Source organism: Microbacterium natoriense, assembly GCF_030816295.1.
GTDB classification, from domain to species: domain Bacteria; phylum Actinomycetota; class Actinomycetes; order Actinomycetales; family Microbacteriaceae; genus Microbacterium; species Microbacterium natoriense_A.
This window is the reverse complement of the sequence record NZ_JAUSXV010000001.1, coordinates 2486307-2511049: the sequence shown is the minus strand read 5'-3', so window position 1 is coordinate 2511049 and position 24743 is coordinate 2486307. Positions and strand designations below refer to the sequence as shown.

Genomic DNA, 24743 nt, shown 5'->3' with positions numbered 1-24743 from the left:
CGATGTAGACGGATCACTCCACGGGCCGACGATCCGAGGAGCGTGTGCGGCGAGGCTGGAAGCATGAACAGTCCCGTCCTCGTCGCACACGCTCTGACGAAGTCCTACGGCGCCACTCGCGCGCTCGCCGGTGTCGACCTCTCGATCTCGCGAGGCGAATCCGTCGCGATCATGGGCGCCTCCGGATCCGGCAAGACCACACTGCTGCACGTTCTGGCAGGCATCATCACACCGGACACCGGGTCGGTGACCTTCCATCCCGCGGCCGGCGGGGCGATCGAGCTGACCGGCATGAGCGAGTCGGCAAGATCCCGTCTGCGACGCGAGCGACTCGGCTTCGTCTTCCAGCAGGGGCTTCTCATCCCTGAACTGACAGCGGTCGAGAACGTCGCGCTGGCTTCGATGATCAACGGCGTGAAGAGGGCGGATGCCGTTCAGCATGCCGCTTCCTGGCTCGGCGCCCTCGGTCTCGCCGGCATGGAGGATCGCCGCATCGGCGAGCTCTCGGGCGGCCAGGCGCAGCGGGTCGCGATCGCTCGCGCCCAGGCCACGGGAGCCGAGCTCGTGTTCGCCGACGAACCGACCGGCGCCCTCGACTCGCAGACCTCGCGGGAGGTGATGGACGCACTGCTGTGGTCGACCACCGGTCAACGCCGGACGCTCGTGGTCGTCACGCATGACCCGGACGTGGCTGCGCGCTGCACGCGGACCATCGCGGTGCGCGACGGACTCGTCGTCTCCACGGCGGTGGACGCATGAACGCCCGCGTCCTCGCGATGCTGCTGCGCCCCTCGCCCGGGCAAGGCGGCCTCATAGCGCTGCCCCTCATCGCCTTCGGCGTCGTGACGACGCTCGTGCTCACTGTGATCGGTGGCGCACAGAGCTTCTGGGGCTGGCACGACGACTACGCTCCGATCTACCAGGCTCTGGCCGCGATCGCGCTCGCCCTGCTCCTCGTCCCGCTCATGAGCCTGGGGGGCGCAGCCGCACGGCTCGCCGCGCGCCGTCGCGACGAGCGACTCTCGACGCTGCGGCTGCTCGGGGTGACGCCACTCGGCGTCGCCGTCGCCACCGTCGCCGAGTCGGTGCTGCTCGCTGCGGCCGGCGCGACAGCCGGCGTCGCCGGGTACCTGCTGGTGAGCCCGCTCATCGGGCTCATCCCGTTCCGCGGTGCGGCTCTCGGTTGGCAGGCTGTGCTCCTGTCTCCCGTCCACATCGTCGCCGTCGTCGGCGGTGTCGTCGTCCTCGCTGCGCTCAGCGCCGCCGTCGGCCTGCGCCGGGTCGTCATCTCCCCTCTCGGGGTGCGCATGCGCACCACCGCCACCGGTGCTCATTGGATCCGCTTCGTCGTCGGAGCAGGCCTCGTCGCCTTCGCAGTCGTCCTCGCCAAGATCGTGCCGCAGATCGCGGGAATGGTGACGACGATCGTCGTGATCGCCCTTCTCTTCGCCGCGGGGCTCGCGGTGCTCAACCTCGTGGGTCCCTGGGCGCTGAAGGTGAGCGCCCGCGGATGGCTGAGACGTGCTCGGGTTCCTGAGCGGCTGCTCGCTGCGCGCATGGTCCTCGACGACCCCAAGGCTGCATGGCGGCAGGTGGGCGGCATCTCGATGGCGAGCTTCATGGCGGTCTTCGCAGGAACCGGTGTCTCGCTCATCGGCGTGATGACCTCGGAAGGTGCGGAAGCGACAGATCTCGCCCTCGCTCGCGACATGCGCACAGGGCTGATCATCACGCTCGTGGCCTCGTTCCTGATGGTCGCCGCTTCCGTCGGCGTCAACCAGGCCTCGGCGATCCTCGACGCCCGCGAACTGCACCGGAGTCTGCACCACCTCGGAGTTCCGCAGCAGACGGTCGACAAAGCCCGCACCCGTGCCATCATGGCGCCGCTGCTGCTCACATCGATCGGCTCGGCGCTGTGCGCCGGCATCCTGGTCTTCCCGCTTCTGGGCATCGCCCTGATCGTCGCACCCCTGTCGCTGCTCACGATCGTGCTCGTCGTCGCCGTCGGGATCGCGGTCGTCTGGGTGAGCACGCGCGCGACCAGACCTGTGCTGTCCCGCTCGTTCCGCGTGGCGTGAACCGACCCTGTTAGTCTGCTCGCGACGACGAGGAGGCCAGATGTCAGAACGCCGGGTGCCGATAGCGCCGCAGCAGGTGGACGCACCATTGACACGCAGTGCGATCTTCTTGGTCCTCACCGTGGACGAGACGCGATTCGACGACGTCCGCGCCACCGTCGCCGGTATCGAGGACATCGTCAAGTCCGTCGGTTTCCGCGATCTGGATGCGCGACTGTCGTGCACCGTGGGCGTCGGCAGCCGCATCTGGAGGGGTCTGACCGGTCACCCGCTGCCGGCGGAGCTGCATCCGTTCCCCGAAGTCAGCGGTGGCGCGCATACTGCGGTCTCCACGCCGGGCGATCTGCTTTTCCACATCCGTGCGGAACGCCCCGACCTCTGTTTCGAGCTCGAGAGGCTGATCCTCGAGCAGCTCGGCACAGCGGTGACGGTGGAGGACGAGGTCTCCGGCTTCCGGTACTTCGATGCCCGGGACCTTCTCGGATTCGTCGACGGATCCGCGAATCCGGTGGGGCCCGACCTCCCCGAGGCGACTCTGGTCGGGGCCGAGGACTCGGCGTCCGCCGGCGGCAGCTACGTCGTCGTCCAGAAGTACCTGCACGATCTGGACGCATGGCAGTCGCTCACCACTGAGCAACAGGAGGCGGTGATCGGCCGGCGCAAGGCCGACAACATCGAGCTCGATGATGCCGCTGTCGGCACGCAACAGGCGCACAAGACGCTCGCCACCATCACCGACGAGTCGGGCGAACACGACATCCTGCGCGACAACATGCCCTTCGGGCGCCCGGGAGCCGGAGAATTCGGCACCTACTTCATCGGATACTCACGCAGACTGTGGGTGATCGAACAGATGCTGCAGCGCATGTTCATCGGTGATCCGCCCGGGCTGCACGACCGGATACTGGACTTCTCCGTCGCACACACGGGCACCACGTTCTTCGCGCCGTCGGCGACGTTCCTCTCGTCGCTCGCCTGAGAGGATGTCCGCGAGGAGCTGTCCGCATTCACGTTCGCACGGCAGAGGTCGAAGCTCGCGGGTACGATCCGCGGATCGTACTTCGTCATCAAGGGCGAGCACTGACCGCACCGGCTCCTCTCAGTCGTCGACGCGCTTCGGCGGCAACGAGCCGTATGCCTCATCTGTCACGGGCTCCAGCCACTCGTTGTGCACCTCTTCACCCGGGGTGATGAACGCGATGTGCGAGAACCAGGAATCCGCCTTCGCGCCGTGCCAGTGCTTCGTGCCGGCCGGCACACGGATCACCGTTCCGGGTTCCATGCTGACCGGGTCCTCGCCCTCGGCCTGAAACCACCCCGATCCCGCCGTGCACATCAGGATCTGGTCGCCTCCTCCGTGCGCACCGTGGTGGATGTGCCAACTGTTCCGGCAGCCGGGTTCGAAGGTGACGTTGCTCACCGGCACGCTCCCTGCTGCGAGCGGCGCCAGGTAGCTCTGGCCCATGAAGTACTGCGCGAGGGCGTCGTTCGGCTCGCCGAGCGGAAACATCTGGGCGAATTCGTTGCTGCGCATGGTCATGCGTCGACGCTACGCCTCCACCCCCGGGTTCGTACCAGTCCCTGGCAGTACACCCCTGGAGAGAGCCTCCCACGATGGGCACGAGCGGAGTTGGATGGAAGACGGGCGCATGCCGCACATGCGCCGGACAGGAGCAGACATGAGCACGGAAGAGCAGAGCACCGGTTGGTCTGGCGGGAAGCACGCCTTCGGCGACTTCGCGCCAGGGATGGTCCACTACACCGACCGGGTGCTCTTCGACGAGGTGTGGGAGCGGGATGGGCTCACCAAGCGCGACCGCAGCCTGATCACGGTGGCGGCCCTCACCGCTATGGGCAAGATGGAGCAGCTGCAGTTCCATCTCGCGCATGCGCGCCGCAACGGAGTCACCGATGAGCAGCTCAAGGAGGCACTGCTCCATCTCGCCTTCTATGCGGGGTGGCCCAACGGCATGGGAGCGACGAGCGTGCTGAAAAGCATCGTCGAGCAGGAGGGCTGACGGCTCGGAGCACACGCTCTTCCGCAGCCGGTCGTCTTCTGTCACGATGGTCGCCATCAGGGGGACGACTCGACGAGGAGTTCAGCATGCCCAGAGAGATCATCGCCACACCGGATGCTCCGAGCTCACCTCTCTACAGCCAGGCTGTGCGAGCGGGAAACCACGTGTACATCTCCGGAACCGTCGGCATCGACGTGAAGACGGGGCCCTGGCCGGTGACACCATTCAGGTGCAGACGCGCCAGGCGCTCGCGAACTGCGAGGCGATTCTGAACGCCGGCGGGTCGGGGATGGACGACCTCGTTGAGATCGGGGTTCTGCTTGCCCGGGCGGAGGACTTCGTGGGGTTCAACGAGGAGTACGCCCGATGGTTCGCATCGGATCCTCCGGCACGATACGTCGCGAAGCTCGGTGTCGACCTGCCCGGCATCCTGATCTCGATCCGCGCCATCGCTGTCACAGCGTGATGCGCTCGATCCGACCGCGCGTCAGGCTCAGCCTCGTCTCTGACAGCGCGGGCAGTAATGCGATGAGCGGTTCATGAACGCGGCGCGGACGATGGGTCGTCCGCATCGGCTGCACGGCTCGCCCTCACGCCCGTAGGCATTCAGCGAGTGCGCGAAATAGCCGGCCTGCCCGTTGACGTTGACGTACTGGGCGTCGAAGCTGGTGCCGCCCTCAGCGAGCGCCTTGGCGAGGACGGCGCGGATCTCGGCGAGCAGCCGGCGCACGGCCTGCGTCGACAGGGCCGACGCGGGAGTCTCCGGGTGGATGCGCGCCGCCCACAGCGACTCGTCGGCATAGATGTTGCCGACGCCGCTGATCACGCCCTGATCGAGCATCACACGCTTGATGGCGCTCCCCCGCTTCGCCAGGTCAGCGCGGAAAGCGGCGTCGTCGAAGGCGGGATCGATCGGGTCGCGGGCGATGTGGACCACCTGGGACGGGACCTGCGACGGTCCGTCGGCCACGAGGTGGTCGACGGCGAGGGATCCGAAGGTGCGCTGGTCGGAGAACACCACAGCGAGTTCGCCGTGAGCGGGATGCTCGAGATGGATGCGGATCCGCTCGTGACGTTCTGCCGCGGCATCCGGCGCACGCAGCAGCATCTGTCCGCTCATCCCGAGGTGAGCGATGAGCGCATCCGACTCGCCTTCGAGAGGAAGCCAGAGGAACTTCCCCCGGCGCGCGGCGCCGACGATGGTGCGATTCTCGAGGCGCGAGACGAAGTCTGCGGCCCCGAGCGGATGCCGGGTCAGAGCGCGTTCGTCGAACACGCTCACTGCGGTGATCAGCGACCCGACGGCGGCGGGGGCGAGCCCGGCTCGGACGACTTCGACCTCAGGAAGCTCAGGCACGCGCGTTGAGCACGCGCCAGGCGTTCAGCGCAGCCGCCATCTCGGCGGTCTTCTTGCTGGTGCCGTTGCCCGTCATCGTGACGTCGCCCACGGTCACGGTCGCGATGAACCGGCGATCGTGATCGGGACCGCTCGCCTCGACCGCATACTGCGGAGGCGTCGCACCGGCGCGGGCTGCGAGCTCCTGCAGGCTGGTCTTCGGGTCCATCGCCGCGCCGTATCGCTCAGGGTCGGCGAGCAGAGGCTTGGTCAGCCGCAGCACCAGGTCGGTCGCCGCCTCGGGGCCGGCCGACATGTAGGTCGCGCCGATGACGGCTTCCATCGTGTCGGCGAGGATCGAGTCCTTGTCTCGACCGCCCGTCTGCTCCTCACCACGCCCCAGCAGGAGATGGCTGCCGAGGCCGATGCCCCTCGCGACCTCCGCCAGCGCCACCGTCGACACGACGCTCGCGCGTCTCTTCGCCAGCGACCCCTCGTCGAGTTCGGGGTGCGTCGTGAACAGCATGACCGTCACCGCCTGCCCCAGCACCGAATCGCCGAGGAACTCGAGGCGCTCGTTGTGCGGGATGCCACCGTGCTCGTACGCGTACGAACGATGGGTGAGTGCCAACTCCAGAAGCTCCGCGTCGATATCGACACGGAGCTTCTGCGAGAGATCCTCTTCGCCGGTTGTGACGTCAGTCACGAGCGATTCAGACGTCGGCGACCTTGCGGCCCTTGTACTCGAGGAAGAGCTCGGTGCCCTGCGAGTCGGTGACGACCTTCGCCTGGTGAGGACGGCTGTAGACGACCTGGCCGTTCTCGACGGTCTTCACCAGAGCGACGGGAGCCGCCTTCCACTGCGCGCGACGCGAACGGGTGTTGGAACGGGAAACCTTGCGCTTCGGGGGGTTACCAGCCATGACTAGCTCTCTTCTTTCTCGGCGGCACGGCTCTCTGCCGTACCGTCTTGGTCTGTGATCTGCTGGAGCGCGCTCCATCGAGGATCGATGGGAGCCGCCTGCTCCGTTCCGGTGCTCGCGGTCAGCTTCTCGCCGGTTCTCGGGTCGAGCCCCAGGCAATCCGGCTGACACACCGGCTGAAAAGGAAGCGACAATACGGCCGCATCCCTGACCAGAGTTTCAAGATCCACGTGGTCGTCTTGAACCTCGAAGTCAGTTTCTTCCTCACTAGGATACGCGAAAAGCTCCTGGAACTCGACTTCGACAGGCCGCGTGATGGGAGTCAGGCACCGACCGCACTCTCCCGAGTACTCGCCATCGGCCGTTCCGGAGACCAGAATGCCCTCGTGAACCGACTCGAGACGCACGTCGAGATCGAGCGCCGACCCCTTGGGCAGAGAAACGATTCCCTCACCCCACTGCTCGGCGAGGGCGACGGTGAACTCGTGTTCACGCATCTCGCCCGGACGTCGGACGATGTCACGGACGGGCAGGACGAAAGGACCACTCATACGGGAACGCACCCCGCAATGCTACCGGCTCCCGGCTGAACGGGACCCGAGTCAGATGCCGCGGGCGCCGGTGTCGAGGAATGCGGCCACCGCGGGGGGCACGAACGGCGACACATCTCCCCCGAGACCGGCCACCTGGCGGACCAGCGAACTGGACACCATGGCGTGCGAAGGATCGGGCAGCAGGAAGACGGTCTCGATGTCGGCGAGGTGCCGGTTGACGATCGCCATCGGCGACTCGTAGGCGACGTCGATCTGCGAGCGGATGCCCTTCACGAGCACGCCCGCGTTCACGTCGCGTGCGTAGTCGACCAACAGCCCCATGCTCCACGATCCGATGACGATGTTGCCGCTCATCCCGTCTTCGGCGATCGACTTCTCCAGCAGAGCCAGACGCTGCGAGATGGGCAGCATCGCCTCTTTGCCGGGGTTGTGGACGACCAGCACGTGCAGTTCGTCGTACAGTTTGGCGGCCCGGCGGATGACGTCGAGATGACCAAGAGTCGGCGGGTCGAAGGAACCCGGGACGACGGCGATCCGGCTGCTCACGTGGTCTCCTTCGATCGCTCAGTACGGCGCATGGATCCAGCCTAGGGCACGTCAGTTCTTCGCCAGGGCGGCGCGGTCCTCATCGCTCACCCGCCGCTCGATCGCCGCGCGCAGCCCGGGATGCTCGGCGAGACTCGGGTCGGCTGCGAGGATGACCTCGGCCAACTCCCGCGCCCGCACGATCAGCCGGGAGTCCTTCACGACGCGGAGCAGCCGCAGGGACGAGCGCGCACCGGCCTGCACGGATCCGAGCACGTCGCCTTCGCCTCGCAGCTCGAGATCGACTTCGGCGAGCTGGAAGCCGTCGAGCGTCGCGGCGACGGCATCCACCCGTTCCCTGGCGACCGAGCCCTCTTCCGCCTCGGTGACGAGCAGGCACAAGCCGGGCACTCCCCCTCGACCGACGCGTCCTCTGAGCTGATGCAATTGCGAGACGCCGAAGCGATCGGCATCCAGCACGATCATCGTCGACGCGTTCGGCACGTCGACACCGACTTCGATCACGGTCGTCGCCAGCAGCAGATCGATCTCTCCGCGCGCAAAGGCCTGCATGACCGCGTCCTTCTCGTCGGAAGGCATCTTGCCGTGCAGCACAGCACGGCGAAGACCGCCGAGCGTCGGATGAGTGGACAGCGCCTCGTCGAGCTGCACGACACCCCACCGAGGGCCGTTCGCCCCCTCCTGAGCAGGAAGCGCGCCGGCCTCGCCAGTCTTCTTCGTGGTGTCGATCGCCGCGCACACCGCGAACACCTGGCGCCCCTGAGCGATCTCCTCGGATGCCCGCTCCCACACCCGCTGCCACCAGCCCGGGTGCTCGGCGAGAGGCGCGACGAACGACTGGATGCCGGCGCGCCCCGCGGGCATGGTGCGGATGACGGAGGTGTCGAGATCGCCGAACACCGTCATGGCGACGGTGCGCGGAATCGGCGTGGCGGTGAGCACGAGGGCGTGCGGGCTGGATCCCTTGGCGCGCAGAGCTTCACGCTGCTCGACCCCGAAGCGATGCTGCTCGTCGACCACGACGAGACCGAGGTCGGCGAACGTGGTCTTCTCGCCCAGCAGGGCATGGGTCCCGACGACGATGAGCGCCTGGCCGGACGCCACCCTGAGCGCGGCCTTGCGCCGATCCGCTGCCGGCATCTGACCGGTGAGGAGCGTGGGCATCACGAGCGGGGCGAGTTCGGGACCGAGCAGCTTGGCGATCGAGCGCAGATGCTGGCCGGCGAGCACCTCTGTCGGGGCGATCAAGGCGGCCTGGCCGCCGGACTCCGCGACCTGCAGCATCGCACGGAGCGCCACGAGAGTCTTGCCCGATCCGACCTCGCCCTGCACGAGCCGGTTCATGGGCCAGGCACCGACGAGGTCTTTCGTGATCTGCTCTCCCACGGTCTGCTGGTCGTCGGTGAGCGTGTACGGCAGGGTGGAGTCGAAGCGTTCGAGCAGCCCCCCGGGGGCTGCCGGTCGTGCCGTGGCCGACAGCGCCCGCACCGCGTCACGCTGCTGCAACAGTGCGGTCTGCAGCGTGAGCGCCTCGTGCATGCGCAGTGTGCGCACGGCCGGATCGATGTCTGTCCGGGTCTTCGGACGATGGATCTGCTCGAGAGCTTCACGCGCGGTGAGCAGCTCCTCCCTGAGCCTGACCGCGTCGGGAAGAGGCTCGGCGATCGGCCCGAGGTCGTCGAGCACGCGGGCGATGAGCTTCGCGATCTGCATCGACGCCAGGCTGGCCGTCGCGGGGTAGATCGGGATCAGCACGGCTGCACGGGTATCGGCGCGTCGACGGGCCTCATCCTCGTCGTCGAACAGCTCGTACTCGGGGTGCGAGAACTGGGTGACGCCGTTGAACTCGCCGACCTTGCCCGAGAAGATGCCTCGACGGCCGACGGCGAGCTGACCTGCCCGCCATTTGGCCTGATCGAGGCTCTTGGCGAAGAAGGTCAGCGACATCTTCCCGATGCCGTCGCCGATGATCACCTCGACCATCGCGCCGCGGCGGTTGCGCATCGCCCGAGCGCTCGACGACAGCACCTCGGCGACGATGGTCACGTTCTCACCGACGGGGAGCTCGCGGATGGGCGTGAGCTCGGCTGGATCGGCATAACGACGCGGATAGTGCGAGAGCAGGTCTCCCACGGTCTCCATGCCGAAGGCCCGAGTCAGCGACTTCGCGACGTTCGCACCGAGCGCCTCGGCGAGGGTCGAGTCGAGCGAGAGCGGCATGATCCGAGTCTAGAGACAGGCGCCGACGTCGCCTGCCGATATCGTGAACGGGTGACCAGGATCATCGCAGGCAGAGCACGGGGAGCGCGTCTCGAAGTGCCGAGCGCCGGTACCCGCCCCACCAGCGATCGCGTGCGCGAGTCGCTCTTCGGGGCTCTCGAATCGGCGGACGGCATCGAGGGAGCCCGCGTGCTCGACCTGTACGCGGGGTCGGGTGCCCTCGGACTCGAATCCCTCAGTCGGGGAGCGGCGAGCGTGGACCTGGTCGAGAAGGGACGGCAGGCCGCCGCAATCGTGCGCCGCAACGCGGCGACGGTGGCGAAGGCCGGCGGGATCGCGACCGGCCGCGTGCACGAGAGCGCCGTGCATCCGTTCCTCGTCCGCGCTTCGGGCACCTTCGATCTGGTGTTCTCGGATCCTCCCTATGACATCGCCGACGAGGCCATGAACGCGGATCTCGTCGCCCTGGCTCCGCTGCTGTCTCCCGACGCGCTCGTCGTGGTCGAGCGCGCGAAGCGCTCCACTCCCCCGGACTTCGCCGCAGCCGGCCTGCGGCTGCTGCGCGACAAGGCCTACGGCGACACCACGCTGTGGTGGGCAGAGCCTCAGCCCGCGGCGGAATCCCAGTCGCGATAGGGGTCCCACCCTGAGACGTCGACGGGCGCATCATCGCAGAGCAGCGGTTGCTCGCCCGGCGGACGTACCTCGCCGATCACCAGGAACCCGGCGGGCACGACGCCCGGCGGGAACGCCGCCAGCAGAGCGTGGTCCTCTCCGCCGGCCAGCGCGCGGACCGGGTCACCGCCCAGGGCGGAGCCGTCGAGCGCGATCGTGACGCCGGATGCCGCCGCCATCCGCCGCGCGTCGAGAGCGAGCCCGTCAGAGATGTCCATCATGGCGGTCGCGCCGGCGACCGCCGCGAACAGTCCGAGCCCGATCGGCGGAGAGGGACGCAGCTGAGCGGCCACGGCTTGACGCTCGCCCTCGGCGAGAAGCGCCGGGTCCACCGGTATCGGCGTCTCGCCGTCGCGGAAACGACCGAACAGCACGGCGAGGCCGTGAGCGGCGAGACCGAGTTCGCCCGCGACTGCGATCGTGTCGCCGGGGCGCGCTCCTGACCGGGTGACCGCCTCGCGCCCTTCCAGATCGCCGAGGGCCGTCACGGCGACCGTCAGAACATCGGACACCGTCAGGTCGCCGCCCACGACCGCACAGCCGGGAGCCAGCGCCGCACACGCTTCGCGGAAGCCGTCGGCGAGGCTCTCGACGAAAGACAGCCGCAGATCCCGCGGCACCGCGAGCGCGACGAGCAGTGCGGTCGGGCGAGCCCCCATCGCGGCGACGTCGGCGAGATTCACCGCTGCGGCCTTCCACCCCAAGTCGAAGCCGCTCGACCATGCGAGACGGAAGTCGGGACCGTGCACGAGCGTGTCCGTGGTCGCGACGACGGTTCCGGAGGGCGTGGCGATCACCGCCGCGTCGTCGCCTGGGCCGATGATCGTGTGGGTCGCCTGAGCCGTACGACTCAGGATCGCCTTCAGGATCTCTCCCTCGGAGAGATCGCCCAGGCGCGGATCGTCGGTGTCGGGTCGGGAGGGCATGCTGTCAAAGGTAGCCTGGAAGCATGCCCCGTTCTCGTCGTCTCGCCGTCGTGGCGGGAGCCCTGATCCTCCTCGGCGCACTGGCCGGATGCTCGACGACGGTTCACGTCGACCCCGCGGATGACGCGAATAACGCCGCCTGCGCGGACGTCTCTGTGCTGCTGCCCGACGCGATCGGCGACCTCGACCGGGTGTGGACGGACGCGCAGGCCACCGGCGCCTGGGGCGACCCGACGGTCGTGCTCAGATGCGGCGTCGACGTGCCGGCGCCGTCGGACCTCGTCTGCCAGACGATCGGCGGCGTCGATTGGCTCGTCCTCGCGCAGGAGGACGAGCGTCAGCGCCTCGTCACCTACGGGCGCGACCCCGCGGTCGAGGTGATCATCAAGCGCGGGTCCGACATCGACTTCCGCTCGATCGTCGAGAAGCTGTCGACCAGCATCCAGTCAGGTCTCCAGCCGTCGACCGCAAAGTGCACCGAACGGGTCGAATGATGAACCCGCTGATCCCTACGGCGTACGACGTCGTCTGGAGCGTCGTGACCGCAGCAGTGCTCGCATTCACGATCGCGGCGATCATCTCCATGATGCGGACGCGCCACGTGGGCGGTCTGAGGTTCCTCGTCTGGTTCCTGCTCGTCCTCGCGGCGCCGGTGCTGGGGGCCGCTGCATGGTTCGCCTACGGGCGCAGAGCCGAAGCCACGCGCCCGTAGGCGGTGATCAACGGCGCAGGCCCGCCTCGATGAGCTCGGAGATCAGGTCGCCGTAAGAGAGGCCCGACGCGACCCAGCACTTCGGGAACATCGAGATCGGCGTGAACCCGGGCATCGTGTTGAGCTCGTTGACGACGAGCTCGCCGGATGCGGTCAGGAACATGTCGACCCGCGCGAGCCCGCGACCGTCGACCGCCTCGAAGGAACGGATGCCGACATTCTGGATCGCGTCGATCTCGGCGTCGGTGAGTTCCGCCGGGCACACCACGTCGACGCCGTCACCGCCCAGGTACTTGCCCTCGAAGTCGTAGAAGCCGCGGGAGGTGAGCACGATCTCGCCGGGGAGAGAGGCACGCACGCCGTCGGCTCCTTCGAGGATCGCGACCTCGATCTCACGTCCTGCCACGCCGATCTCGATGAGCACTTTGTCGTCCTCGGCGAAGGCGAGGGCCAGAGCGGCATCGAGCTCGGACAGCTCCGACACCTTCGAGACGCCGACGCTGGAGCCGGCGCGAGCCGGCTTCACGAACAGGGGCAGCGGACCGAGCGCATCGGCGGCAGCGCGGACGCTTGCAGCATCCGCGTCCCACTGCCGGGCCCAAACCGTGACCCACGGGGCGACGGTGATGCCTGCCGCCTGCAGAGCGACCTTCATGAAGTGCTTGTCCATGCAGAGCGCGGAGTCGAGCACGCCGCCGCCCGCGTATGGAACCTCGAGAGTGTCGAAATACCCCTGGATCGTGCCGTCTTCGCCGTGAGTCCCGTGCAGGATCGGGAGAACGATGTCGATCTCGCCGAGTCCCTCGACCGTGCCGTCGGCGCGAACGACCCGCAGAGTCCGATCGCCGCCGGGCTCCGGCCAGAGGATTCGGCTGCCGTTGTCGACCACCTCGGGAAGGTGCGCCGCGTCCAGCGGGAACTTGGCCGGGTCGTCGTCCTCGAGGACGAATGCGCCCTCGCGCGTGATCCCCACGGGGATCACCGCATAGCGGTCGCGATCAATCGCGCCGAGAACCCCGCCCGCCGTGGCGGAACTGATCGAATGCTCGCTGGAACGCCCGCCGAAGAGGACCACCACCGTCTGCTTGTCCATAGTTGGTCCTCTCCCCCTGAGGGGTGTCGTCGTCCGTCGTCAGGTGGGGTGCGATGTCGCGCGGGTTCATCTTCCCGTCGAGCACCATCTTCACCTGTTCGACGATGGGCATGTCGACCTCGGACTCGCGAGCGAGCTGCAGAATCGGCGCGACGGACGCGAGTCCCTCGGCCGTCTGCTGCATCTGCTTCACGACGTCCTGGAAGCTGTACCCCTGGCCGAGCAGGCGCCCGGCCGTGTTGTTGCGGCTCAGCGGCGACTGGCAGGTGGCGATCAGGTCGCCGAGCCCTGCGAGCCCCTGCAGCGTCTCGGGATGCGCCCCGTTCGCCACCGCGAAGTCGGTCATCTCCACGAGTCCGCGGGTGATGATCGAGGCCTTCGTGTTCTCGCCGTAGCCGACGCCGTCGACGATGCCGATCGCGACCGCGATCAGGTTCTTCAGCACACCGCCGAACTCGGTGCCGATCACGTCTGTGTTCACGAAGGTGCGGAAGTAGTTGTTGCGCGCGGCGCGCGCGATGATCTCCGCAGTCTCGAGGCTGCGCGAGGAGATCACCGCAGCGGTCGGCTGCTCCCGTGCGATCTCGAGCGCGAGGTTCGGCCCCGATGCCACGGCTATGCGATCGGGATCGCACTGCAGCTCCTGCTCGATGACCTGGCTCATGCGCAGACCCGTGCCGCGCTCGACGCCCTTCATCAGGCTCACGATCTTGGCGTCGTTATCGGCGAGGAGCGGGCGCAGGGCCTTGAGGTTCTCGCGCAGGGACTGGCTGGGAACCGACAGGTAGACCTGGTCGACGCCGCGCAGGGCCGTCGACAGCTCGTGCGTCGCCGCCATCGTGCGCGGCAGGTTGATGCCGGGCAGGTAGCGCGAATTCCGCTTCGCCTCGTCGATCTCGTGCGCCAGTTCGGCGCGGCGGGCCCACATCGTCACCTGGGCGCCGCCGTCGGCGAGGATCTTGCCGAAGGTCGTGCCCCAGCTGCCCGCACCTATGACGGCGACTCGAGGGCCCGCGACCGGCTTCTTAGGAGTCAAGACGTCCCGTCTCCTTCTGACCGTGCGAGGCGGGGTTCCACCGCTCCACAGGCGCCTTCTCGTCGCGGATGTCCTCGAGCAGAGCGGTGATCGCGTTCATCAGTCGCTTCGTCGCCTCGTTCAGTGCGGCCTGCTCGCCGGCCCGGCCCCGTAGGTCGGAGACGTCGACCGGGTCGCCGATGACGACGGTGATCGGCTTGCGCAGGGGCCAGAGGCTGAGGCCCTTCTGATACCTGCCCATGATCGCCTGCGTGCCCCACTGCGCCATCGGAATCAGCGGGATGCCGTCGGACAGCGCCAGACGAACAGCGCCGGACTTGCCGCGCATCGGCCACAGATCGGGATCACGGGTCAGTGTGCCCTCGGGATAGACGATCACGCCGCGCCCGTGCTCGACGAGATCCGCAGACTGCTTCATCGTCTGCTTCGCCGCGGTCGCCGACGAGGATCGCGCGACCGGGATCATGCCCGTCTTGCGCAGCAGCCACCCGACGACCGGGATCTTGAACAGGCTCTCCTTGGCCATGAACCGCGGGGCGCGACCGATGCGCCAGACGGCCACGGCCACGATCAGCGGGTCGAGTTCGGAGTAGTGGTTCGGGGCCAGAACGAAGGCGCCGTCGCGCGGGAGCTTCTCGGCTCCCGTGATGCGGATCTTCGCGAAAAGACCCATCAGCGGCACGACGAGGGCGGCGAGCGGCCAGAACAGGCTCGGCCGCCGCTTCTCCGGAGACCTCGATGCAGCCATCCGCGTCACCGGATGACGTCGAAGTCAGCGCCCAGGGCGTCGAGCTTGGCGAGGAACTTCTCGTAGCCGCGGCTGAGGATGTCGACGCCCGACACCTTCGACTCGCCGGTCGCGGTGAGCGCGGCGATCACGTGGCTGTAGCCGCCGCGCAGGTCGGGCACGACGATGTCGGCCGCGTGCAGAGGAGTGGGGCCGGTGATGACCGCCGCCTGCTCGAGCTCACGCCGCGGGACGCGACGCGGGCCGTCCTGAAGACCGTGCGGGTGCACGACGATGTCGGCGCCCATCTTCACGAGAGCGTCGGTGAAGCCCATCCGGTTCTCGTACACCGTCTCGTGCACGACCGAGCGGCCGTGGGCCTGCGTGAGCGCCACGACCAGCGGCTGCTGCCAGTCGGTCATGAAGCCGGGGTGCACGTCGGTCTCGACGACGACGGGCTTGATCTCGCCGTCGCGACGGAACAGGATGCCGTCCTCCTGGATGTCGAACCAGCCGCCCGCCTTGCGGAAGACGTTGAGGAAGGTCAGCATCTCCTGCTGCTTGGCGCCGCCGACGAAGATCTCGCCGTCGGTCGCGAGAGCGGCAGAGGCCCACGAGGCGGCCTCGTTGCGGTCGAAGATCGACCGGTGGTCGTAGCCGCGGAGCTTCTCGACGCCCTCGATGAGGATGACGCGGTTCGGCTCGTACGAGATGATCGCGCCCATCTTCTGCAGCACGGCGATGAGGTCCATGATCTCGGGCTCGATGGCCGCGTTGCGCAGCTCCGTCGTGCCTTCGGCGCGTACGGCGGTGAGCAGCACCTGCTCGGTGGCTCCCACGCTCGGGTAGGGCAGGTGGATGTTGGCGCCGTGCAGTCGCTGCGGGGCGGACAGACGGATGCCGCTCGGCAGCTTCTCGACGACCGCGCCGAACTTGCGCAGGGCGTCGAGGTGGAAGTCGATCGGACGGTCGCCGATGCGGCATCCGCCGAGGTCGGGGATGAACGCCTGACCGAGACGGTGCAGGAGCGGGCCGCAGAACAGGATCGGGATGCGGGACGCACCGGCGTGGGCGTCGATCTCCTCGAAGTGCGCCGACTCGACACCGCTGGGGTCGAAGACCAAAGAGCCCGGTTCGTCACCGGATGTGACCTGGACGCCGTGCACTTCGAGCAGCGAGCGCACCACGGCCACGTCGCTGAGGGACGGCACATCCCGCAGGGTGCTGGGGCCTTCGCCGAGGAGCGTCGCGACCATGGCCTTGGTGGCCAGGTTCTTCGCGCCCTTCACGTCGACGCGACCGCGCAGCGGGCGTCCTCCGCGGATGGCGAGGACGTCTCCGGTGAGAGCGGGGACTCCGTCCGGTACAGCATCGCGCACGGGTGTCGTCATTCGGAGCCTCACTTCATTCCACGGGATACGGGGGCGGGTTTGCCCCTGGCTCGCCCTCCCCCTTCCGTGTCACTGAACGGGGAGGGTTCGAGGCCGCCACGACTCGCGTCGAGCCTCGAACTGCGCGATCTTGTCTTCGTTGCGCAGCGTGAGCCCGATGTCATCGAGCCCTTCGAGGAGCCGCCATCTAGTGTAATCGTCGATCCCGATGTCGGCCTGGACCCCGCCGATGGAGGCGGTGCGCTCTTCGAGGTTCACGGTGATCTGAACCCCGGGATTCCGGTCGATCTCGGCCCAGATCCGTTCCAGGTCATTCTCAGAGATCGTCGCGGCAAGCAGGCCCTGCTTGCCCGAGTTCCCCCGGAAGATGTCCGCGAAGCGCGGGCTCAGCACGACTTTGAAGCCGAAGTCGCGAAGCGCCCAGACCGCGTGCTCGCGGCTGGATCCGGTGCCGAAATCGGAGCCGGCGACGAGCACGGAAGCCCCCTGGAACGGCGCCTGGTTGAGCACGAACTCCGGATCCTGCCGCCAGGCGTGGAACAGCGCGTCGTCGAAGCCGGTCTTGGTGACGCGCTTCAGGAAGACCGCGGGGATGATCTGGTCGGTGTCGACGTTCGAGCGCTTCAGCGGGGCGGCGATGCCGGTGTGGGTGATGAACTTCTCCATGATCAGGCCTCCACCGTCTCGTTCAGATCGCTCGGGCTGGACAGGGTTCCGCGGATGGCGGTCGCCGCGGCGACCAGAGGCGAGACCAGGTGCGTGCGGCCGCCCTTGCCCTGGCGACCCTCGAAGTTCCGATTCGAGGTGGACGCGCAGCGCTCCCCCGGCGCGAGCTGATCGGGGTTCATGCCGAGGCACATCGAGCATCCGGCGAAGCGCCATTCCGCGCCGAACTCGGTGATGATCTTGTCGAGGCCTTCAGCCTCAGCCTCCAGTCGCACTCGCGCGGAGCCGGGAACTACCATGACGCGGACGCCGTCGGCCTTCTTCTTGCCCTCGATGATCGATGCGAAGGCACGGAGGTCCTCGATGCGACTGTTCGTGCACGACCCCATGAACACGGCGTCGACCGGGACCTCCTTGAGAGGGGTGCCCGGGGTCAGGTCCATGTACTCGAGGGCCCGCTCAGCAGCCGCGCGCTCGTTCGGGTCGGTGATCTCCGCCGGGTTCGGGACGGATGACGACAGGGAGCTGCCCTGACCGGGATTGGTGCCCCAGGTGACGAACGGTTCGAGCGTGTCGGCGTCGATGAACACTTCTGCGTCGAACGTCGCGCCCTCGTCAGTGGGAAGCGTGCGCCAGTACGCGACCGCATCGTCCCAGTCCTGGCCCTGCGGCGCGTGCGGCTTGTCCTTGACGTACGCGAAGGTCGTCTCGTCCGGCGCGACCATGCCGGCGCGCGCACCGGCCTCGATCGACATGTTGCAGATCGTCATCCGGCCTTCCATCGACAGCGCGCGGATCGCGCTGCCGCGGTACTCCAGGACGTAGCCCTGGCCGCCGCCCGTGCCGATCTTCGCGATCACGGCAAGGATGACGTCCTTCGCCGTGACCCCGGGCCGCAGCGTGCCCTCGACGTTGATCGCCATGGTCTTGAACGGCTTGAGGGGCAGGGTCTGCGTGGCCATCACGTGCTCGACCTCGCTGGTGCCGATGCCGAAGGCCATAGCGCCGAAGGCGCCGTGCGTCGAGGTGTGCGAGTCACCGCAGACGACCGTGATGCCCGGCATCGTCAGCCCCAGCTGCGGACCCACGACGTGCACGATGCCCTGCTCGGCGTCGCCGAGCGAGTGCAGGCGCACGCCGAACTCCTGCGCGTTGCGGCGCAGCGTCTCGATCTGAGTGCGGCTGGTGAGGTCGGCGATCGGCTTATCGATCTCCCACGTCGGCGTGTTGTGGTCCTCGGTGGCGATCGTCAGGTCGAGCCGACGGAGCGGACGCCCCTCGGCGCGCAGACCGTCGAAGGCCTGCGGACTGGTCACCTCGTGCACGAGGTGCAAATCGATGTAGATGAGGTCCGGCTCGCCGTTCTCGCCCTTGACGACGAGGTGATCGTCCCAGACCTTCTCGGCGAGGGTCCGCGGACGTGCGGGAGCGGATGCTGCAGCGGGGGTGTTCATCGAATGTCTCCTGAAGCTGGCGGTTCGGCCCACAGTGGACTCCGCGACGAGGAGGGGCTCAGAACGAGGTCTCGTCGCGGCCGCTAAGAAGGAGCACGATCCGCATGACGTCAGGTTACCACCCGTTCAGCGTGCCCCCGCACGTCGTGACACGCTGTGGAAACCCGCACCATCGAGAGGTATCAGCCATGACCGTCGACGTCCCCAGCTTCGCCACCCGCGCCCTGCATGCGGGTCGCAGCCGTCAGGCGGCGTCGTCGCGGGCGACCCCGATCTACCTCACGGCCGGCTTCGAGTTCGACGACTTCGACCACGCCGCCACGCACTTCGGAACCGGCGAGGGCTTCGGGTACACGCGCACGGGGAACCCCACGGTGCAGGCCGTGGAGCGGCAGCTCGCGGCCCTCGAATCCGGAGCGGATGCCGTGCTCGTCGCGAGCGGACAGGCCGCTGTCGCGGTCGCCCTCCTGACCGTTGCAGGGGCCGGCGATCACATCGTCGCCTCGACGCACATCTACGAGGGCACACGCGGGCTGCTCGTCGACAACCTCGCACGCCTCGGCATCGAATCGACGTTCGTCGACGAGATCGGCGATCCGAACGCCTGGCGGGCGGCGATCCGACCGAACACGCGAGCACTGTTCGCCGAGTCGATCGCGAACGCCCGCAACGACATCCTCGACATCACCGCCGTGGGCGCCATCGGCGATGAGTTCGCGATCCCGCTCATCGTCGACAACACCCTGGCCACGCCCTATCTCCTGCGCCCTCTCGAGCACGGAGCGTCGATCGTCGTGCACTCCGCGTCGAAGTTCCTCGCAGGTCACGGCTCTGTGCTCGGGGGCGTCGTGGTCGACAACGGTCGCTTCGATGCCGAGCACGCAGGCCACAACGCACCCCATCTCGTCCTGCCCGGCCGCGGAGGCCTCGCCAGCGTCGCCGCGCGCCACGGCGGAAACGCCCGCATCGGCTACGCCCGCGAGGCCGTGGCTCCGCGCTTCGGCACGACCCCGTCTCCGCTGAACGCCTTTCTGATCGGTCAAGGCGCCGAGACCCTCGGCCTGCGGGTCGAACGGCAGTCGAGGAACGCGCTGGAGATCGCGCGGTGGCTCGAGGCCCAGGATGCAGTGGAGAGCGTCGACTACGTCGGCCTCGACAGCCATCCCGATCATGAGCTCGCCCAACGCTACCTCCGTGGAGGCTACGGCTCCATCTTCACCTTCACGCTGCGCGGCGGGCTGGAGGCGGCACGCGACGTCATCGAGAGCGTCGACGTCTTCACGCACATGACGCACATCGGCGACGTCCGCTCCCTCGTGCTGCATCCGGCCACCACGAGCCACGCGTATCGCACCGAAGAAGAGCGTGCGGTACTCGGCATCCGCCCTGGCACTCTCCGGGTCTCGATCGGCATCGAGGACGTCGCCGATCTCATCGGCGATCTCTCGCGCGTGCTCGCGGCGATCGAGGAACCGGTGATCGCGTGACCAGGCAGCAGCACTTCGGGTGGTTCCTGGCCCGCGGCTTCGGCCCGCAGGGCTGGGGCTACCCCTCGCTCGACTGGGACTACGACTGGACGAGGCCCGAGATCTATCAGGAGGCCGCTCGCACACTCGAGCAGGCAGGCTTCGATCTGGTCATCATCGAGGATGCTCCTTCCCTGGGCTCGGCGGAGACGATCGATCTGCGCGTGCGGCACGCGTTCGGTGGCCCCAAGCACGACCCCCTGCTGCTCGCGCCGTATCTGTTCCAGGTGACACGGCATCTCGGCGTCGTGCCGACGGTGAACCCGGCCGCGTACCTCCCGTACACGGCGGCGCGACAGTTCGCGACGCTGCAGCATCTCAGTTCGCACCGGCTCGGCCTCAACGTCGTCACCGACACCGGCAGCGCGCGGCATTTCTCGTCCGATCCTCAGCTCGGCCATGACGAAGCGTACGACCGGGCCGAAGAATGGCTCGACGGCGTCCGCTCGCTGTGGCGCAGCTGGGGCGACGGCACCCTCCTGGCGGACCGCGCGACCGATGTCTACGCCGACGGCTCGAAGCTGCATCCGGTCCGTCACCGCGGCGAATACTTCGCCTTCGACGGTCCCCTCAACGCGATTCCGTTCCCGAACGGCGAACCGGCGATCGTCTCCCCCGGCGGTTCGGGACGCGGCCTCGGCTTCGCCGGCGCGAACTCCGACGTGCAGCTCGCCCTGGCGCCCCTGCACGAAGCCTCGGTGCGCGCATACCGCGCCAGGATCCACGACGCCGCGATCGCGGCCGGCCGCTCTGCCGACGACATCAAGATCCTGTTCGCCATCCAGCCCGTGATCACGTCTTCTCCCGAGGAGGCCGACCGGATCGTCGCGGCGTCCGCACATCCGGACGCCGCCGCTCTCGTACAGATCGCCCGCAAGCAGTCCAGCGATCTCGAGACCGATCTCACTGCGCTCGATCTAGACAAGCCGCTCGACCTGTCGATCTTCGGCGCACACGTGTCTCGCGGCAGCATCCAGCGTCTGATCGGCGACCGCGGAGAAGATGCTCCGTTGCGCGCGCATCTCACCGCGCTGGCGCAAGCCGGGCGCATCGCCGACCGCTCGGGCTTCGTCGGCACTGCCGAGGAATTCGCTGATCTGATCGAGGAGCTCGGCGACTGGGGCAACGACGGCGTGCTGCTGTGGGGCGATTTCCACCCCGTGACACTGCATCGCACGCTCGACGAACTCGTACCCGTCTTGCGGCGCCGCGGCATTCTGCGCCGCGAATACGTCGACGGCGGCCTGCAGGCGAACCTGCGCGCCTTCTGACGCGCAGGTCCGCCCGGTGCCTACTCGCTGATCGCGGCTTTCTCCGCACGCTTCTCGCGAGACGAGGCGATCAGGCTGGCGACGGTCGCGCCGACCATCGATACGAGGATCACGGTCAGCGACAGCCAGATGGGGATGTCGGGTGCCCATTCGATGTGCTCGCCGCCGTTGATGAACGGAAGCTCGTTGACGTGCATCGCGTGAAGAACCAGCTTGATGCCGATGAAACCGAGGATGACGGCGATGCCGTAGTGCAGGTAGCGCAGACGGTCGAGCAGGTCGCCTAGCAGGAAGTACAGCTGGCGCAGTCCCATCAGAGCGAAGATGTTCGCCGTGAAGACCAGGAAGCTGTTGTGGGTGATGCTGAAGATCGCCGGGATCGAGTCGATCGCGAACATCAGGTCGGTGACGCCGATGGCCACGAAGACGATGAGCATGGGCGTCCAGACCCGCTTGCCGTCGATCACGGTGCGCAGCTTGTTGCCGTCGTACTCGTCGCTGATGTCGACGCGACGACGGAGCAGGCGCACGATGAAGTTCTCGCGCTTGACCTCTTCGTCGTGGTCGCCGTCGGGCATCGCCTGCCTGATCGCGGTCCAGATCAGGAATGCGCCGAAGATGTAGAACACCGGCGAGAAGTTCTCGATGATGGCGACGCCGAGCAGGATGAAGATGCCGCGGAGCACGAGCGCGATGATGATGCCCACCATCAGCACCATCTGCTGCAGGCGCCTCGGCACCGCGAACTGAGCCATGATCAGCACGAACACGAACAGATTGTCGATCGAGAGGCTGTACTCCAGAGCCCAACCGGTGAGGAACTCGCCGGCGTACTGGCCGCCCGCGAACATGTACAGCAGACCCGCGAAGATCAGCGCGAGGGCGACGTAGAAGACGACCCAGAGTGTGGATTCCCTGGTCGACGGGATGTGCGGGCGGAACTTGGCGAGCAGAAGGTCGCCGATGAGGATGAGCACGAGGACGACGAGAGCGCCGATCTCGAACCAGACAGGGATGTTCACGGGTGCGTGGCACCTTTCGGGAGGGACGGGAATGAACCGAAAGTCTCTCCCCCGCACAAGTGTGCGTCGCGCGCCCGGAGCAGCTCAGTCGATGCTCGTGATGACGTTACGCGCGGATCCGGGATACTCCCTCTCGCGTCACCAATGCTACCGGAGCGGGACCGGCATGGTGAAATGGTCGCGTGACACCGACTTCGCATCCTGACAACGCCGCACACGGCATCGCCCCGCTCGAAGCCCCGCCCCAGAATTCCTGGGCGCGCTCGATCGCCTCGCTGATCTTCGTCAGCCGCTGGCTGCAGGCCCCGCTGTACATCGGACTGATCGTCGCGCAGCTCGTCTACGTCGTGGTCTTCATGGTGGAGTTGTGGCACCTGATCGCCGAGGACGTCATCGGCAATATCACCCATATCGAAGAAGCGACGATCATGCTGTCGGTGCTCGGCCTGATCGACGTGGTCATGATCGCGAACCTCCTGATCATGGTGATCATCGGCGGCTACGAGACCTTCGTCTCGCGCATCAACACCGACGGTCATCCCGACCAGCCCGAGTGGCTGTCGCACGTGAACGCCAACGTCCTCAAGGTCAAGCTCGCGATGGCGATCATCGGCATCTCCTCGATCCATCTCCTCAAGACGTTCATCGCGGTCGGCAACATGGACTCAGATGGTACGAAGACCGAGATCGGCAGCTACACCCCCACCGGCGTGTTCTGGCAGGTCATGATCCACATGGTCTTCATCGTCTCGGCTCTCGCGCTCGCGTGGATCGACAAGATGTCGCAGAGCACGGCGAAGGCCGCTCACGCCGCGGCGCACTGATTCTGAGACGATCAGTCGTCCGTCGACACTTTCCGGGTGAGAGACACCGAACGGAAGAACGATGCCCGCACAGACGAGTGATCAGAAATGGGCGGCCAAGGCCGCGGCAGGCGACGAGAGTGCCTTCCGCGAGCTGTACCGCGCATACGTCCGGCCGGTCTACTGGATCGCCCACGGCATCCTGGGGTCCGCCCCCGACGCCGAGGATGTGACGCAGGAGACCTTCGTCGCCGCATGGCGCAAGCTGCGCGGTTTCGAGCTGCAGGGTGAGTCGATCCTGCCGTGGCTGGCGACGATCTGCCGCTTCCAGGCGGCCAATCGGCTTCGCCAGCGCAGGCGCGATCAGGCGAACACAGCGGATGCCGCCGACGAGACTATCCCGTCGACGATCAGCGTCGAGGAGCAGGTCATCACGACAGACCTCGCCGAGCGTATCGCCGCCGAAGTGGGCACCATGACCGCACTCGATCGCGAGATCTTCCGGCTGTGCGCCGCGGAGGGCTACGCGTATCAGGCGGCCGCAGAGGAACTCGGCATCAGCCACGCCGTCGTTCGGAACCGTCTCTCTCGAGTGCGCACCCGCTTGCGCGGTGCCGTCAAGGAAGCGAGCGAGGCATGACCGACAAGACCCCCACCCCAGAACTCCCCGACCTGTCGGACGCCGCGATCGCCCGCATCGAATCGGCCGTGTTCGACGAGATCGACAGCGAACGGCCCCCGGCCAGAGTCGCCGAACGCGCCCGCGCGCGGCGACGCGGCTGGCTGACGGGCGCCGGCATCGCTGCGGCGTTCGTCGTCGGCGTGCTGGTGACTCCGCCGATCCTGTCCTCTATTGGTGGATCGGGCTCGTACACGGCCGTGGGCGGCGCCCCGTCGGCAGTGGACGGCTCCGCGCCGGAGATGAGCGACCGAGGTGCCGCTGAGAGCACGGAGATCGCACCGGGGGCGGCGTCCGACAGTGCTCTCCAGAGCGCGGATGCTGGAACGGATCGCGAGATCATCTCGACGGCGAACGCGACCGTCGAGGTCGACGACGTCGCGGATGCGGTGGCCGAGATCACCGCACTCGCCGAGGCCCATGGCGGCTTCGCGGAGAGCACCGATATCGGAAAGAGCGCGTCGGTGTATGACACCGGCGATCGCGTCGCCACAGACAGCGGCTACGGCTGGATCAGCGTCCGCGTTCCGGCATCCGATCTTCCCGCGGTGATCGACGGGCTCACCGAGACCGGCGACGTCCTCTCCTCCTCCATCGCCCGGCAGGACGTGACTTCGACGTCGATCGACCTGAAGGCGCGCGTCGACGCCCTCACCGCCTCGGTCCAGCGACTGACCGAGCTGATGGCACAATCGGGCTCGGTGTCGGAGCTGATCGAGGCGGAAGTCGCTCTGACCGATCGCCAGGCCGAGCTGCAGTCGTACCAGCAGCAGCTCAGCGCGCTCGAAGATCAGGTCTCCATGTCGACTTTGCAGGTGCAGCTGTCGAGCGCGGACGCGCCGAGTGCCGATCCCGCGGGGTTCGGCGACGGGCTCGCTGCCGGATGGCAGGGCCTGATCGTCTCGTTGAACGCCCTCGTGATCGCCCTCGGCTTCATCATCCCGTGGGCAGCCGTGGTCGCCGTCATCGTCCTCGTGATCTGGCTGATCCGGCGCTCCCGTCGCATCCGACACGCAGCGAAGGCGTCGCAAGAGATCTGATCGCACCGAAAGAGCCCGTCCCGATGCACTCGGGGCGGGCTCTTTCG

At 67.6% G+C, this 24743-nt stretch carries 28 protein-coding genes and 1 pseudogene; 14 read left to right on the top strand and 15 right to left on the bottom strand.

Annotated features, from left to right (window positions below):
- Window positions 1–63 precede the first annotated feature (63 nt).
- The 4 genes and pseudogenes from QFZ53_RS11645 to QFZ53_RS11630 form a co-directional block, all read left to right on the top strand.
- Window positions 64–759: an ABC transporter ATP-binding protein gene (locus QFZ53_RS11645; RefSeq protein ID WP_307296544.1), complete on the top strand. Its 696-nt coding sequence runs from the start codon at window positions 64–66 to the stop codon at window positions 757–759.
- A complete protein-coding gene (locus QFZ53_RS11640; RefSeq protein WP_307296541.1) occupies window positions 756–2078 on the top strand; it encodes a permease in 1323 nt (440 codons plus the stop codon). Before QFZ53_RS11645 ends, QFZ53_RS11640 begins: the two co-directional genes overlap by 4 nt.
- Window positions 2079–2118: 40 nt before the next feature.
- Window positions 2119–3057, top strand: a complete 939-nt coding sequence (locus tag QFZ53_RS11635; RefSeq protein ID WP_307296539.1) for a Dyp-type peroxidase — start codon at window positions 2119–2121, stop codon at window positions 3055–3057.
- Window positions 3058–3060: 3 nt separating this feature from the next.
- Window positions 3061–3162: pseudogene (locus QFZ53_RS11630) on the top strand (phage tail protein); the annotation flags it as partial.
- Window positions 3163–3177: 15 nt separating this feature from the next.
- Here the strand turns inward: QFZ53_RS11630 and QFZ53_RS11625 are convergent.
- Entirely contained in the window at window positions 3178–3618 is a 441-nt protein-coding gene (locus QFZ53_RS11625; protein ID WP_292910079.1) for a cupin domain-containing protein, read from the bottom strand.
- A 139-nt stretch (window positions 3619–3757) separates the two neighbouring features.
- Between QFZ53_RS11625 and QFZ53_RS11620 the strand changes: the two genes are divergently transcribed.
- Complete coding sequence (locus QFZ53_RS11620) at window positions 3758–4096, top strand: carboxymuconolactone decarboxylase family protein (RefSeq protein ID WP_292910081.1); 339 nt, start codon at window positions 3758–3760, stop codon at window positions 4094–4096.
- Window positions 4097–4325: 229 nt separating this feature from the next.
- A complete protein-coding gene (locus QFZ53_RS11615) occupies window positions 4326–4562 on the top strand; it encodes a RidA family protein (protein WP_307296534.1) in 237 nt (78 codons plus the stop codon).
- A 27-nt stretch (window positions 4563–4589) separates the two neighbouring features.
- Here the strand turns inward: QFZ53_RS11615 and mutM are convergent, their stop codons facing one another.
- Genes mutM through QFZ53_RS11585 form a run of 6 tightly spaced genes read right to left on the bottom strand, consistent with a single transcriptional unit; the run spans window position 4590 to window position 9675 of the window.
- On the bottom strand, window positions 4590–5453 hold the full coding sequence (mutM, locus tag QFZ53_RS11610) for a bifunctional DNA-formamidopyrimidine glycosylase/DNA-(apurinic or apyrimidinic site) lyase (protein ID WP_307296531.1): 864 nt from the start codon (window positions 5451–5453) through the stop codon (window positions 4590–4592).
- A complete protein-coding gene (gene rnc, locus QFZ53_RS11605) occupies window positions 5446–6138 on the bottom strand; it encodes a ribonuclease III (RefSeq protein WP_292910087.1) in 693 nt (230 codons plus the stop codon). Before rnc ends, mutM begins: the two co-directional genes overlap by 8 nt.
- A 7-nt stretch (window positions 6139–6145) precedes the next feature.
- Window positions 6146–6355, bottom strand: a complete 210-nt coding sequence (rpmF, locus tag QFZ53_RS11600; RefSeq protein WP_029263535.1) for a 50S ribosomal protein L32 — start codon at window positions 6353–6355, stop codon at window positions 6146–6148.
- Window positions 6356–6357: 2 nt separating this feature from the next.
- A complete protein-coding gene (locus tag QFZ53_RS11595) occupies window positions 6358–6906 on the bottom strand; it encodes a YceD family protein (protein WP_292910089.1) in 549 nt (182 codons plus the stop codon).
- Window positions 6907–6957: 51 nt separating this feature from the next.
- Window positions 6958–7455, bottom strand: a complete 498-nt coding sequence (gene coaD / locus QFZ53_RS11590) for a pantetheine-phosphate adenylyltransferase (RefSeq protein WP_292910091.1) — start codon at window positions 7453–7455, stop codon at window positions 6958–6960.
- 51 nt (window positions 7456–7506) lie between these two features.
- Window positions 7507–9675, bottom strand: coding sequence for an ATP-dependent DNA helicase RecG (locus tag QFZ53_RS11585; protein WP_307296517.1), 2169 nt, complete (start codon window positions 9673–9675; stop codon window positions 7507–7509).
- 51 nt (window positions 9676–9726) lie between these two features.
- Between QFZ53_RS11585 and rsmD the strand changes: the two genes are divergently transcribed.
- The gene (gene rsmD, locus QFZ53_RS11580; RefSeq protein ID WP_307296514.1) at window positions 9727–10311 is read left to right on the top strand and encodes a 16S rRNA (guanine(966)-N(2))-methyltransferase RsmD; all 585 of its coding nucleotides are present in this window, start codon (window positions 9727–9729) and stop codon (window positions 10309–10311) included.
- Here the strand turns inward: rsmD and thiL are convergent.
- Entirely contained in the window at window positions 10281–11276 is a 996-nt protein-coding gene (thiL, locus tag QFZ53_RS11575; RefSeq protein ID WP_307296512.1) for a thiamine-phosphate kinase, read from the bottom strand. The two genes, rsmD and thiL, sit on opposite strands and share 31 nt — an antisense overlap.
- A 23-nt stretch (window positions 11277–11299) precedes the next feature.
- Here thiL and QFZ53_RS11570 point away from each other — a divergent pair, with 23 nt between their 5' ends.
- Window positions 11300–11770 (top strand): DUF3515 family protein, encoded by a 471-nt coding sequence (locus QFZ53_RS11570; protein WP_292910099.1) that lies wholly within the window; start codon window positions 11300–11302, stop codon window positions 11768–11770.
- Window positions 11770–11988 (top strand): PLDc N-terminal domain-containing protein, encoded by a 219-nt coding sequence (locus QFZ53_RS11565; RefSeq protein WP_307296510.1) that lies wholly within the window; start codon window positions 11770–11772, stop codon window positions 11986–11988. The genes QFZ53_RS11570 and QFZ53_RS11565 overlap by 1 nt, the downstream gene beginning before the upstream one ends.
- Before the next feature lie 7 nt (window positions 11989–11995).
- Here the strand turns inward: QFZ53_RS11565 and QFZ53_RS11560 are convergent, their stop codons facing one another.
- From QFZ53_RS11560 to leuC, 6 genes are all read right to left on the bottom strand, one after another.
- On the bottom strand, window positions 11996–13081 hold the full coding sequence (locus QFZ53_RS11560; protein ID WP_307296508.1) for a D-alanine--D-alanine ligase family protein: 1086 nt from the start codon (window positions 13079–13081) through the stop codon (window positions 11996–11998).
- Window positions 12987–14117, bottom strand: coding sequence for an NAD(P)H-dependent glycerol-3-phosphate dehydrogenase (locus QFZ53_RS11555; protein WP_307296505.1), 1131 nt, complete (start codon window positions 14115–14117; stop codon window positions 12987–12989). The genes QFZ53_RS11560 and QFZ53_RS11555 overlap by 95 nt, the downstream gene beginning before the upstream one ends.
- Window positions 14107–14865, bottom strand: a complete 759-nt coding sequence (locus QFZ53_RS11550) for a lysophospholipid acyltransferase family protein (RefSeq protein ID WP_307296503.1) — start codon at window positions 14863–14865, stop codon at window positions 14107–14109. Before QFZ53_RS11550 ends, QFZ53_RS11555 begins: the two co-directional genes overlap by 11 nt.
- 5 nt (window positions 14866–14870) lie before the next feature.
- Window positions 14871–16235: a UDP-N-acetylglucosamine 1-carboxyvinyltransferase gene (gene murA, locus QFZ53_RS11545; RefSeq protein ID WP_292910105.1), complete on the bottom strand. Its 1365-nt coding sequence runs from the start codon at window positions 16233–16235 to the stop codon at window positions 14871–14873.
- 69 nt (window positions 16236–16304) lie between these two features.
- Window positions 16305–16901, bottom strand: coding sequence for a 3-isopropylmalate dehydratase small subunit (gene leuD, locus QFZ53_RS11540; protein ID WP_307296501.1), 597 nt, complete (start codon window positions 16899–16901; stop codon window positions 16305–16307).
- Between the two features lie 2 nt (window positions 16902–16903).
- Window positions 16904–18355, bottom strand: a complete 1452-nt coding sequence (gene leuC / locus QFZ53_RS11535) for a 3-isopropylmalate dehydratase large subunit (protein WP_307296499.1) — start codon at window positions 18353–18355, stop codon at window positions 16904–16906.
- 188 nt (window positions 18356–18543) lie between these two features.
- Here leuC and QFZ53_RS11530 point away from each other — a divergent pair, with 188 nt between their 5' ends.
- A complete protein-coding gene (locus tag QFZ53_RS11530) occupies window positions 18544–19842 on the top strand; it encodes an O-acetylhomoserine aminocarboxypropyltransferase/cysteine synthase family protein (protein WP_307296496.1) in 1299 nt (432 codons plus the stop codon).
- Complete coding sequence (locus QFZ53_RS11525; RefSeq protein WP_307296493.1) at window positions 19839–21152, top strand: LLM class flavin-dependent oxidoreductase; 1314 nt, start codon at window positions 19839–19841, stop codon at window positions 21150–21152. The genes QFZ53_RS11530 and QFZ53_RS11525 overlap by 4 nt, the downstream gene beginning before the upstream one ends.
- A gap of 20 nt (window positions 21153–21172) precedes the next feature.
- Here the strand turns inward: QFZ53_RS11525 and QFZ53_RS11520 are convergent, their stop codons facing one another.
- Entirely contained in the window at window positions 21173–22174 is a 1002-nt protein-coding gene (locus QFZ53_RS11520) for a TerC family protein (RefSeq protein WP_292910115.1), read from the bottom strand.
- A gap of 182 nt (window positions 22175–22356) precedes the next feature.
- On the opposite strand from QFZ53_RS11520, the gene QFZ53_RS11515 reads away from it, so the two are divergent.
- The 3 genes from QFZ53_RS11515 (at window position 22357) to QFZ53_RS11505 (ending at window position 24696) form a co-directional block, all read left to right on the top strand.
- The gene (locus QFZ53_RS11515) at window positions 22357–22998 is read left to right on the top strand and encodes a TIGR00645 family protein (RefSeq protein ID WP_307296489.1); all 642 of its coding nucleotides are present in this window, start codon (window positions 22357–22359) and stop codon (window positions 22996–22998) included.
- A gap of 61 nt (window positions 22999–23059) precedes the next feature.
- A complete protein-coding gene (locus QFZ53_RS11510; RefSeq protein WP_307296486.1) occupies window positions 23060–23617 on the top strand; it encodes an RNA polymerase sigma factor in 558 nt (185 codons plus the stop codon).
- A complete protein-coding gene (locus QFZ53_RS11505; RefSeq protein WP_307296483.1) occupies window positions 23614–24696 on the top strand; it encodes a DUF4349 domain-containing protein in 1083 nt (360 codons plus the stop codon). The genes QFZ53_RS11510 and QFZ53_RS11505 overlap by 4 nt, the downstream gene beginning before the upstream one ends.
- Window positions 24697–24743 lie beyond the last annotated feature (47 nt).